11 protein-coding genes and 2 tRNA genes are annotated in these 10650 nt (G+C 62.3%); 7 read left to right on the top strand and 6 right to left on the bottom strand.

Annotated elements, in window-relative coordinates; all coding sequences use genetic code 11:
* Nucleotides 1-111: 111 nt before the first annotated feature.
* Genes kdsA through hemA form a run of 6 tightly spaced genes read right to left on the bottom strand, consistent with a single transcriptional unit; the run spans nucleotide 112 to nucleotide 5446 of the window.
* Nucleotides 112-966: a 3-deoxy-8-phosphooctulonate synthase gene (gene kdsA / locus OKB81_RS16945; RefSeq protein WP_160839057.1), complete on the bottom strand. Its 855-nt coding sequence runs from the start codon at nucleotides 964-966 to the stop codon at nucleotides 112-114.
* 11 nt (nucleotides 967-977) lie between these two features.
* Entirely contained in the window at nucleotides 978-1778 is an 801-nt protein-coding gene (locus OKB81_RS16940; protein WP_041212584.1) for a SirB1 family protein, read from the bottom strand.
* Nucleotides 1779-1789: 11 nt separating this feature from the next.
* A complete protein-coding gene (locus OKB81_RS16935; RefSeq protein WP_042880800.1) occupies nucleotides 1790-2173 on the bottom strand; it encodes a SirB2 family protein in 384 nt (127 codons plus the stop codon).
* A gap of 41 nt (nucleotides 2174-2214) precedes the next feature.
* Nucleotides 2215-3048 (bottom strand): peptide chain release factor N(5)-glutamine methyltransferase, encoded by an 834-nt coding sequence (prmC, locus tag OKB81_RS16930; protein WP_039039602.1) that lies wholly within the window; start codon nucleotides 3046-3048, stop codon nucleotides 2215-2217.
* Nucleotides 3048-4136 carry a peptide chain release factor 1 gene (prfA, locus tag OKB81_RS16925; protein WP_041215613.1) on the bottom strand — a complete coding sequence of 363 codons (1089 nt, stop codon included), beginning with the start codon at nucleotides 4134-4136 and terminating at the stop codon, nucleotides 3048-3050. Before prfA ends, prmC begins: the two co-directional genes overlap by 1 nt.
* A gap of 50 nt (nucleotides 4137-4186) precedes the next feature.
* Complete coding sequence (gene hemA, locus OKB81_RS16920) at nucleotides 4187-5446, bottom strand: glutamyl-tRNA reductase (RefSeq protein ID WP_134996625.1); 1260 nt, start codon at nucleotides 5444-5446, stop codon at nucleotides 4187-4189.
* 125 nt (nucleotides 5447-5571) lie between these two features.
* On the opposite strand from hemA, the gene lolB reads away from it, so the two are divergent.
* From lolB to OKB81_RS16885, 7 genes are all read left to right on the top strand, one after another.
* On the top strand, nucleotides 5572-6150 hold the full coding sequence (gene lolB / locus OKB81_RS16915) for a lipoprotein insertase outer membrane protein LolB (protein ID WP_039039599.1): 579 nt from the start codon (nucleotides 5572-5574) through the stop codon (nucleotides 6148-6150).
* Complete coding sequence (ispE, locus tag OKB81_RS16910; protein ID WP_160839059.1) at nucleotides 6150-7028, top strand: 4-(cytidine 5'-diphospho)-2-C-methyl-D-erythritol kinase; 879 nt, start codon at nucleotides 6150-6152, stop codon at nucleotides 7026-7028. Before lolB ends, ispE begins: the two co-directional genes overlap by 1 nt.
* Nucleotides 7008-7082 (top strand) — tRNA-Gln (locus OKB81_RS16905). Before ispE ends, OKB81_RS16905 begins: the two co-directional genes overlap by 21 nt.
* Before the next feature lie 239 nt (nucleotides 7083-7321).
* Nucleotides 7322-8269, top strand: coding sequence for a ribose-phosphate pyrophosphokinase (locus tag OKB81_RS16900; protein ID WP_010673845.1), 948 nt, complete (start codon nucleotides 7322-7324; stop codon nucleotides 8267-8269).
* A 249-nt stretch (nucleotides 8270-8518) separates the two neighbouring features.
* Nucleotides 8519-9115, top strand: a complete 597-nt coding sequence (gene pth, locus OKB81_RS16895; protein ID WP_041215615.1) for an aminoacyl-tRNA hydrolase — start codon at nucleotides 8519-8521, stop codon at nucleotides 9113-9115.
* Nucleotides 9116-9246: 131 nt separating this feature from the next.
* Nucleotides 9247-10338, top strand: coding sequence for a redox-regulated ATPase YchF (ychF, locus tag OKB81_RS16890; RefSeq protein WP_010673843.1), 1092 nt, complete (start codon nucleotides 9247-9249; stop codon nucleotides 10336-10338).
* A 235-nt stretch (nucleotides 10339-10573) separates the two neighbouring features.
* Nucleotides 10574-10650: transfer RNA gene (locus OKB81_RS16885), tRNA-Met, on the top strand.

Genomic DNA, 10650 nt, shown 5'->3' with positions numbered 1-10650 from the left:
TCATGCCTCCCTCATTTTTTAGCCCTGATACTACGTGGACTGGAACTCAAATTCTCTTAAGTGAACAGCATTGCCCGCATGGCGGGGCATTTTTGATAGTAAAAATCGCGATCAGGCGGAGGTATCGAGGGGCTCGAAGCCCTTGACGAGATCGTCGATGGCCTTCATCTGCTTGAGGAAGCCTTCCAGCTTCTCCAGCGGCAGAGCGCTCGGGCCGTCGCAGCGGGCAATTTTCGGATCCGGGTGGGATTCGATAAAGAGACCGGCCAGGCCCACCGCCATGCCGGCACGGGCCAGCTCGGTCACCTGCTCGCGGCGACCGCCGGAGGCCGCTCCCAGGGGATCACGGCACTGCAGGGAGTGGGTGACGTCAAAGATGACCGGATAGCCGCCGGTACTCTTCTTCATGACGCTCAGGCCCAGCATGTCCACCACCAGGTTGTCATAGCCGAAGTTGGCACCGCGCTCGCAGAGGATCAGGCGATCGTTGCCACACTCCTCGAACTTGTCGGTGATGTTCTTCATCTGGCTTGGGCTCAGGAATTGCGGCTTCTTGATGTTGATGACGTTGCCGGTGCGGGCCATGGCCTCCACCAGATCGGTCTGGCGCGCCAGGAAGGCGGGCAGCTGGATGACGTCGACCACCTCGGCGACCGGTTTGGCCTGATGGGGCTCATGCAGATCGGAGATCACCGGCATGCCGAAGGTCGCTTTCAGCTCCTGGAAGATCTTCATCCCCTCTTCCAGACCCGGGCCGCGATAGGAGTGGATGGAGGAGCGGTTGGCCTTGTCCCAGCTCGCCTTGAACACGAACGGGATGCCGAGCTTGCTGGTCACTTCCACGTACTTCTCGCACACCGCCATCGCCATGTCGCGGGATTCCAGCACGTTCATGCCGCCGAACAGCACGAAAGGTTTGTCGTTGGCGACGTCGATCTGGTTGACCTTGATATTCTTCTGTTCCATCTCAGGGATCCTTAATGGAGGGGCTTGGGACTGAGATCCAGGGTGGCCAGCTGGGTTTTCAGCACGTCGGCCACGGGATCATCAGGGCATTGTTCAATAAAGTATTCGAAATCGTCGGCGGCAAAGCGCGGGCAATCGAGTTGCTCATAGATGAAGCCCCGATCCCGCGTCTCCAGCGGATCGCCGGGCTTCATGCGCAGCAGCAGCTCGCTGCAGCGCAACGCCTCCGTCATGCGCTCCTCGCGCAGCAGGGCGCCCTTGCTGACATTGAGCAAGCGCTCGATGATCTCCCACTGCCCCGATGGCTGCAGATGATCATCGCTCAGACTCGCCAGGTTGCCGAGGGCACCGCGCAGCAGCAGTTCGATGCGGTGCCGGCTCAGTTCATCACCGTTGAAGGGGTCCACATAGACCTCCCCGTCCAGACCGGCAAAACTCAGGAGGAAATGGCCGGGGAAGCAGATCCCCTCCACATCCAGCCCTATCTTGCGACCCAGCTGGATGAGGAGGATGCCAAGGCTCACCGGGATCCCCTTGCGCCTTGCCAGCACCTGGTCCAGATCGCAGTTGGCGGACGAGAAGTAATCCTGCCAGTCGCCACGAAAGCCCAGGGTCTGGTAGAAACCCTGCAACAGCTGACGGCGCACCTCGTCGCAGTCTCCCTCGGCAATCGTCTCGTCCAGCCAGGCATCGAGGCGGGCAAGCTCGGCCTCTCCCGTGCCGCCATGGCCCCGGATCTCGTCGCTCACCGACAGCGCCAGCTCGGCCAGATCGTGAGCCTCGAAGTCGGTCCACTCATCCACACGTATCATCGTCATCCTTCCTAGCCGAACAGGCTGGCCTGCTTTTGCACCGCAAGCTTGGCGATAAAGAAGATCCACCCCAGTGCGCCCAGGAAGGCAAACCAGCGGATGCCGTTGCTGCGGGCCAGACGCAGCGCCATCATGGCCAGAAACGCCACCACCAGGATGGATGTCAGCTTCTCGGCCAGCCAGGGGATGGCGTTGTTGAGGGGGTTGAGACCCAGCACCATGCAGAGCAGCGCACCGGAGAGCACCACCAGGCCGTTGAGCCAGCCGCTGATCTTGAGGGTGCGGGCTCCCCCTGCTAGCGCGGAGCCGGTCTGCAACCAGTAAAAGCGCAGGATAAACATCAGCACGGCCCCGGCAATCAGGGTGAGGTGCAGATGCTTGAGAACAACATACATAAGATTTCCTTGAACAGGGGCAGACCGGGCCGCCCGTCATATCACTGAGCCAGGCGCCCCAGGGTCACCCGCTCGTTATCGCCGTAATCGCGCACGGTTTCCACCTGGACGTAGCCTTGTTGCAGCAGGAGTTGACGCACCGCCTCCCCCTGATCCCAGCCGTGTTCCAGCAACAGCCAGCCACCTGGCACCAGATGGGCGGGCGCCTGGGTGACGATGAGGCGGATATCCGCCAGCCCCTGCTCCTCCGCCACCAGGGCGGAGCGCGGCTCGAAGCGCACGTCCCCCTCGTGAAGATGGGGGTCCGTCCCGTCGATGTAAGGCGGGTTGGAGACGATCATCGCAAAGCGCGGTGCATCCGAGAGCGGCGCAAACCAGCTGCCGTCGCGCACCTCGATGGGCAACCCCAGGGCGGCGCTGTTGGTGCGGGCCAACGCGGCCGCGGCCGGCATCCTGTCCACCGCCCATACATCGGCATCCGGTCGCTCAGACTTGAGTGCAAGGGCGATGGCACCGGTGCCCGTGCCCAGATCCAGCAGGGCGCAGGGGCCGCCCGGCAGGCGGGCCAGCGCCTGTTCCACCAGCACCTCGGTATCGGGGCGCGGGATCAGGGTGGCCGGGCTCACTTTCAGCGGCAGCGACCAGAACTCCCGCTCGCCGATGAGGTGGGCAATGGGCTCACCATTGAGGCGACGGGCAAGCCAGCCCGCCAGGGTCGCCTGCTGGGCGGCATCGAGCTCGTGCTCCGGCCAGGTCATCAGATAGCTGCGCCGGCAATCCAGCAGATGACAGAGCAGGGCATCGGCGTCGGCACGGGGGGATTCCCCGGAGGCCAGGGTCGCCATGATATGGGCGCGGGCCTGCTGGATCTGCATCAGTTGCTCTCGGCCAGGGAGGCGAGCTGATCCGCCTGATACTCCTGCACCAGGGGGGTGATCACGCAGTCCAGATCCCCTTCCAGGATTTCGCCCAGACGATAGAGGGTGAGGTTGATCCGGTGCTCGGAGAGACGCCCCTGGGGATAGTTGTAGGTGCGGATGCGCTCGGAGCGATCCCCGGAGCCCACCAGGTTGCGGCGGGTACTCTGCTCGGCGGCGCGGTGGCGTTCGTCCTCGGCCGCCTGCAGGCGAGCGGAGAGCACCGACATCGCCTTGGCGCGGTTCTTGTGCTGGGAGCGCTCGTCCTGGCACTCCACCACCAGCCCGGTGGGCAGGTGGGTGATGCGGATGGCGGAGTCGGTCTTGTTGACGTGCTGGCCGCCGGCACCGGAAGCGCGGAAGGTGTCGATCTTCAGCTCGGAGGGGTTGATCTCCACCTGCTCGGCTTCCGGCACTTCCGGCAGCACGGCCACGGTACAGGCGGAGGTGTGCACCCGGCCCTGGGATTCGGTCTCGGGGACTCGCTGCACCCGGTGGCCGCCGGACTCGAACTTGAGGCGGCCGTAGACGTGCTCGCCGTCCACCTTGGCGATCACCTCCTTGTAGCCGCCGTGTTCGCCGTCATTGCAGCTGACGATGGAGACACGCCACCCCTGACGCTCGGCGTAGCGGGAGTACATGCGGAACAGATCCCCCGCGAAAATGGCCGCCTCGTCGCCACCGGCACCGGCGCGGATCTCCAGATAGCAGTTGTTGTCATCCTTGGGGTCGCGCGGCAACAGCATCACCTGAAGCGCCTGCTCCTGCTCCTCGAAGGTCGCCTTGGCGAGCGGCAGTTCCTCCTGCGCCATCTCCCGCAGCTCGGCATCCTCTTCCTCCAGCATCAGCCGGGTGGTGTCGAGGTTCTCTTCGGCCTGGCGGAAACGCTGGAAGGCGTGAACGATATCTTCCAGCTGGGCATACTCCCGGGTCAGGGCGCGGTATCTGTCCTGATCCGAGGCGACCCCGGGCTCCCCGAGCAAGGCCTGTACTTCTTCATGGCGCTCGATGAGGCCTTCCAGCTTTCTGATCAATGAGGGGTTCATGACTCTTGGATTCTCGATGGAGGACGGGACGGCAAAGGGCCGTCCCAACACTATGATTCTTGTGACAATCCCAGCACCTGACGCAGTTGGGCCAGCTTGTGGCTGTCCCCCTGGGCGGCGGCCTGGCGCAGGGCCTGGGTCGGTGCGTGGATCAGCTTGTTGGTGAGGCGATGGGCCATGGCCTTGAGCGCCTGCTCGGCATTTTCACCCTGTTGCAGGGCCAGCAGGGCCCGCTGCAACTCTTCGTCGGCGACCTGCTGTGACTGATGGCGATAATCGCGAATGAGATCCACCGAGTGCTGGCTGCGATACCAGCCCATGAACTCGTCGCGCTCTTCCTGCACGATGAGTTCCGCCTCGGCGGCCGCCCGCTTGCGGGTCTCTAGGTTCTGCTCGATGATGCCCTGCAGATCGTCCACCGTGTAGAGATAGGCATCGGAAAGCTCGTCCACCTCGGCTTCGATGTCGCGGGGCACGGCGATATCCACCAGGAACATGGGCTTGAAGCGACGCGCCTTGAGCGCCCGCTCCACCATGCCCTTGCCGATGATGGGCAGGGGGCTTGCCGTGGAGCTGATGACGATGTCCGCCTCGTGCAGGTAGTCCGGGATCTCCTCCAGGGTCATTACCTGGGCACCGAACTCCTCTGCCAGCAACTGGGCCCGTTGCAGGGTCCGGTTCGCCACCATCATCCGGGTCACGCTCTGCTCGCGCAGGTGGCGGGCCACCAGTTCGATGGTTTCACCGGCGCCCACCAGCAGCACCTTGGTCTGGGAGAGATCGGAGAAGATACGGCGGGCCAGGCTCACGGCGGCGAAGGCCACCGACACTGCGCTGGCGCCGATCTCGGTGTCGGTGCGCACCCGTTTGGCCACCGAGAAGGATTTCTGGAACAGGCGCTCCAGGGATCCTTTCACCGCATCCGCCTGCTGGGCGTGGGCGTAGGATTGCTTGATCTGCCCCAGGATCTGCGGCTCCCCGAGCACCAGGGAGTCGAGGCCGCAGGCCACCCGCATCAGGTGTCGCACCGCTTCCTCGTCCTGGTGCCGGTAGATGGCGGAGAGCACCTCGCTCGCCTCCAGCCCGTGGAACCGCTGCAACCAGTTCAGCACCTGCTCCCCCTGCCCCTGCTCCAGGCTGCAATAGAGCTCGGTGCGGTTGCAGGTGGAGACGATCACCGCCTCGCTGACGCCAGGCTGCTCCACCAGCTCACGCAGGGCGCGATCGATGCGGTCCGGGCCAAAGGCGACCCGCTCCCGCAAGGCGACACTGGCGGTGTTGTGGTTGATTCCGAGGGCAAGCAGACTCATGGGTGGGTGATGATCGTTTCATGCACAGGGTGTAGAGGCCGACAATTGTACGAGAAAGGGTAAGTCTTTAAAAGCAATACGGCCGCCCCTTATACTGTCGCAAACCTCATCTGCGGAGCTCCACCTTGTTGTTGCGTATCTTCTCCCTCGCCTGCCTGCTGGTGCTGGCGGGCTGTACCACCACCCAACCCCAGCGGGATCAGGTCAACTGGCAGCAGGAGCGCGCCCGCCTCGAACGCCTCACACACTGGCAGTTGTCGGGCAAGATGGCCATCATCACCGCCCGCCAGAAGGGCAGCGCCCGCCTCAACTGGCAGCAAAACGGCGATGACTATCGCCTCAACCTCACCAGCCTCATCGGCACCCATATTCTGGAACTCTCCCGCACCGGCGGCGAGGTGACTCTGCTCGACAACGACGGAAAACAACACCAGAGCCAGGATGCCGAGCTCCTGGTCTATCAGCTCACCGGCTGGCACATTCCAGTGGCCGGGCTGCCTGAGTGGATCAAGGGATTGCCGGGGCAGGCCGAATTCGAGCTCAACCCCGATGCCAGCCTCGCCAGCGTGCGCGACGGCCAGTGGCAGATCGTCTACGGGGACTATCGGGATCAGGACGGCTATCGCCTGCCCCACCTGCTCACTATGACCGGGCAGGAGAGCCGTCTCAAGCTGCAGATCAACGAGTGGACCCTGGCACCATGATGCACGACCAGGCGCCGATCCGCTGGCCAGCCCCGGCCAAGCTCAACCTCTTCCTGCACGTCAACGGCCGCCGCCCCGATGGCTACCACGAACTGCAGACCCTCTTCATCTTCCTCAACCACGGCGACTGGCTCGAATTCGAGCCGATCCCCGGCAGCGACCAGCTCACCTTGAGCCCGGCCATTCCCGGCGTGCCCGATGAACAAAACCTCATCATCCGGGCTGCGCGACTGTTGCAGAGCCGATTGGCCAGTCCGCAGGGAGCCCATATCCGGCTGGAGAAGGTACTACCCATGGGCGGTGGCATCGGGGGCGGCTCGTCGGACGCGGCCACCACCCTCGTGGCCCTGAACCACCTCTGGCAAGCCGGCTTGAGTGAAGACGAGCTGGCAGAGCTCGGCGTGCAGCTGGGCGCCGACGTGCCGGTGTTCGTGCGGGGCAAGGCCGCCTTCGCCGAGGGCGTGGGGGAGCGGTTGCAACCGGTCGAGGTGCCGGATGCCTGGTACCTGGTACTCAAGCCCGATTGCCATGTGGCCACCGCCGCCGTGTTCCAGGATCCCGACCTGCCCCGCAACACCCCCAAGATGACCCTGGACAATCTGCTGGCAGGAGAGTGGAAAAACGATTGCGAACTGCTGGTGAAAAAGCGCCACCCCGAGGTTGCCAATGCGCTCGGCTGGTTGCTAGAATACGCGCCGTCAAGAATGACGGGCACTGGCGCCTGCGTCTTTGCTCGATTTGAAGACGAAATGGCTGCTCGGAAGGTGTTGGCAAGAGTGCCGGAAGGCTGGGATGGGTTTGTCGCCAAGGGCGAGAACATATCACCACTCTTCGTCACTTTGCAACAAGTGAGTGATTGGGGTATCGCCAAGCGGTAAGGCAGCGGGTTTTGATCTCGCCATTCCTAGGTTCGAATCCTAGTACCCCAGCCAACTCTCTCCTTGTTGAGGCCGCATCGGGAGGTGTTGACCTCGTCGATGTGTCTTGGGCCAATCTGACGTGATGGCGCTCAAGGTGGATTCCCGTCCACCCACCCTGCGGGTGATGAGACGCCATCCTCGACATCGCCCAGAGACCTTGTCCGTCATCTTGCTAAATCGTTTGCCCCCAAACGATACGGGTCTAAAATCAGACTCCCCACATACTGGATGCAACCCCGAGGTTTCAAACCGTGCCTGACATGAAGCTGTTTGCTGGTAACGCAACGCCGGAACTAGCCCAGAAGATCGCAGATCGCCTGTTTATCAAACTCGGCAATGCTGCCGTAGGTCGCTTTAGCGACGGCGAGATCAGCGTACAGATCAACGAGAATGTACGCGGTGGCGATATCTTCATCATTCAATCCACCTGTGCCCCGACCAACGACAATTTGATGGAATTGATCGTCATGGTGGATGCACTGCGTCGTGCTTCAGCTGGCCGTATCACTGCCGTTATCCCCTACTTTGGTTATGCCCGTCAGGACCGCCGCGTCCGCTCCGCCCGTGTGCCCATCACCGCCAAGGTCGTCGCAGACTTCCTCTCCAGCGTGGGTGTGGACCGTGTGCTGACCGTTGACCTGCATGCCGAGCAGATCCAGGGCTTCTTCGACGTCCCCGTCGACAACGTGTTCGGCAGCCCGGTGCTGCTGGAAGACATGAAGGCCAAGAACCTCGAATCCCCCGTGGTCGTGTCACCGGACATCGGCGGCGTAGTCCGTGCCCGTGCCATCGCCAAGCTGCTGGACGACACCGACATCGCCATCATCGACAAGCGTCGTCCCCGTCCGAACGTCTCCCAGGTCATGCACCTGATCGGCGACGTAGCCGGTCGTGACTGCGTCATCGTCGACGACATGATCGACACCGGCGGCACCCTGTGCAAAGCGGCCGAAGCGCTGAAAGAGCGTGGTGCCAAGCGCGTGTTCGCCTATGCGACCCACCCTGTCTTCTCCGGCACCGCCGTTGAAAACATCAAGAATTCGGTCATCGACGAGCTGATCATCACCGACTCCATCCCGCTCACCCCGGAGATGAAGGCAGTCGGCAAGGTCAAGCAGCTGACCCTCTCCTCCGTGCTGGCCGAAGCGATTCGCCGCATCAGCAACGAAGAGTCCATCTCTGCCATGTTCGAGCATTGATAGACCCTGTTGTGACAAAAACCGCCGAATGGCGGTTTTTGTTTTTTTGGGTGCCTGGCGCCAGCCGCCAACCTCCACTCGGCAAGAGACGAAAACCTCGGACGAGCCACCCCACCCGAGCCCTTCTGTCCGGCTTTTCCCCGACCTTGCCGCACTTTGGTTGAGTGATCGCCACTCGGCGGCTAGAATATTGCGTCCCATTGCCCCGGGTCATCCGCCCATGGCAAGTAGCGAGTGAAGACATCAAGCGTGACAAGTCAAATCAAACTGATTGTCGGGCTGGGTAATCCCGGCCCCGAATATGCCAAGACCCGCCACAATGCGGGCGCCTGGTATGTGGAGCAACTGGCACGCTGGCACAATGTCAGCCTGCGCGAAGAGCCCAAGTTCTTCGGCCACACCGCCCGCTTCCTGGTGGACGGGCAGGATGTGCGGCTGCTCATCCCGAACACCTACATGAATCTCTCCGGCAAGGCCGTGGCGGCGCTCGCGCGCTTCTACCAGATCGCCCCGGAAGAGATCCTGGTGGCCCACGACGAGCTGGACCTGCCTCCCGGCATCGCCAAGTTCAAGCAAGGGGGCGGTCACGGCGGCCATAACGGCCTCAAGGACATCATCGCCAGGATGGGCAACAACAATAACTTCTTCCGGCTGCGCCTTGGCATCGGCCATCCGGGCGCCAAGGAGCTGGTCGCCGGCTTCGTGCTGACCAAGGCGCCCAGCAGTGAGCAGAGTCTGATCGAGGCCGCACTGGACGAATCCTTGCGCGCCACCGACATTCTGTTCAAGCAGGACATGACCAAGGCCATGAATCGCCTGCACAGCTTCAAGGCCGAGAAAGTCTAGGCCTTCAGCCTGCATCGCCAGGCAGTTCAAGATGACCGGCCCCTGGCGAGATCCCTCGCCTCGGGGTCAAGCAACACGACACGGGCCGCCCGCGCGGCCCCTTGAAGCATCCATCAACAAGGTAACAATCCATGGGTTTTAAATGCGGTATCGTGGGCCTGCCCAATGTAGGCAAATCCACCCTGTTCAATGCGCTGACCAAGGCCGGCATCGAAGCCGCCAACTTCCCGTTCTGCACCATTGAGCCGAACACGGGTGTGGTCCCCATGCCAGATCCCCGCCTCGACCAGCTGGCGGCCATCATCAATCCGCAGCGTGTCGTGCCGACCACCATGGAGTTCGTGGACATCGCCGGCCTGGTGGCCGGTGCCTCCAAGGGCGAAGGCCTTGGCAACCAGTTCCTCGCCAACATCCGTGAAACCGAAGCCATCGGTCACGTGGTGCGCTGCTTCGAGGACGAGAACATCGTCCACGTGGCGGGCAAGGTCTCCCCGGCCGACGACATCGAGGTCATCAACACCGAGCTGGCCCTCTCCGACCTGGATGCCTGCGAGCGCGCCATCAATCGCCAGTCCAAGCGTGCCAAGGGCGGCGACAAGGATGCCAAGCTGGAAGTGGAAGTGCTGGAGAAGATCAAGGTTGCCCTGGAAAACGGCCAGATGATCCGCGGCATGAAGCTGGACAAGGATGAGCTGGACGCCGTCAGCCACCTCAACTTCCTGACCCTGAAACCCACCATGTACATCGCCAACGTGGCGGAAGATGGCTTCGAGAACAACCCCTACCTGGATCAGGTCCGTGAGATAGCCGCCGCCGAGAACGCCGTTGTCGTGGTCGTCTGCTGCGCCATCGAGGCGGACATCGCCGAGCTGGACGACGAAGACCGCGCCGAGTTCATGGCGGATCTGGGCATCGAGGAGCCGGGCCTGAACCGGGTGATCCGCTCCGGATACGAGCTGCTCAAGTTGCAGACCTACTTCACCGCCGGTGTGAAAGAAGTGCGCGCCTGGACCATTCCGGTAGGCGCCACCGCCCCGCAGGCCGCTGGCAAGATCCACACCGACTTCGAAAAAGGCTTTATTCGCGCCCAGACCATCGCCTTCGACGACTTTATCACCTACAAGGGTGAGCAAGGCGCCAAGGAAGCAGGCAAGATGCGCGCGGAAGGGAAAGACTACATCGTCAAGGATGGCGATATCATGAACTTCCTGTTCAACGTCTAACCCCATGAGAGGCCAGCATTTGCTGGCCTCTTTTTTATCTGGCCAGAGGCGCGATCTGGGTGCGAATGTCGTAAAAAAAACCAGATTGTTGGGCTTTTGCACGATAGCGGCCAATAACTCGCCAAACGCACCCAAATTCGTTTTTTCAAACAAAAAAAGGGTTGACGCCCCAGAGCCAGATACGCATAATTCCGGCCGCACAGTGACGAGGCAACGACTCACTGGAAGCACGGTTGGCTATGTAGCTCAGTTGGTTAGAGCATCGCACTCATAATGCGGGGGTCACAGGTTCGAATCCCGTCATAGCCACCA

This window comes from Aeromonas sp. QDB56 (genome assembly GCF_027705505.1).
Classification (GTDB): Bacteria; Pseudomonadota; Gammaproteobacteria; order Enterobacterales; family Aeromonadaceae; genus Aeromonas; species Aeromonas caviae.
The sequence above is the reverse complement of the archived record's forward strand: the minus strand, read 5'-3'. Positions and strand labels throughout refer to the sequence as shown.

Excerpts from the sequence above, each read along its gene's own strand:
- prfA (WP_041215613.1), bottom strand. The coding sequence starts at position 4,136 with ATGAACCCCTCATTGATCAGAAAGCTGGAAGGCCTCATCGAGCGCCAT.
- ychF (WP_010673843.1), top strand. The coding sequence starts at position 9,247 with ATGGGTTTTAAATGCGGTATCGTGGGCCTGCCCAATGTAGGCAAATCC.
- kdsA (WP_160839057.1), bottom strand. The coding sequence starts at position 966 with ATGGAACAGAAGAATATCAAGGTCAACCAGATCGACGTCGCCAACGAC.
- OKB81_RS16940 (WP_041212584.1), bottom strand. The coding sequence starts at position 1,778 with ATGATACGTGTGGATGAGTGGACCGACTTCGAGGCTCACGATCTGGCC.
- OKB81_RS16935 (WP_042880800.1), bottom strand. The coding sequence starts at position 2,173 with ATGTATGTTGTTCTCAAGCATCTGCACCTCACCCTGATTGCCGGGGCC.
- prmC (WP_039039602.1), bottom strand. The coding sequence starts at position 3,048 with ATGCAGATCCAGCAGGCCCGCGCCCATATCATGGCGACCCTGGCCTCC.
- ispE (WP_160839059.1), top strand. The coding sequence starts at position 6,150 with ATGCACGACCAGGCGCCGATCCGCTGGCCAGCCCCGGCCAAGCTCAAC.
- hemA (WP_134996625.1), bottom strand. The coding sequence starts at position 5,446 with ATGAGTCTGCTTGCCCTCGGAATCAACCACAACACCGCCAGTGTCGCC.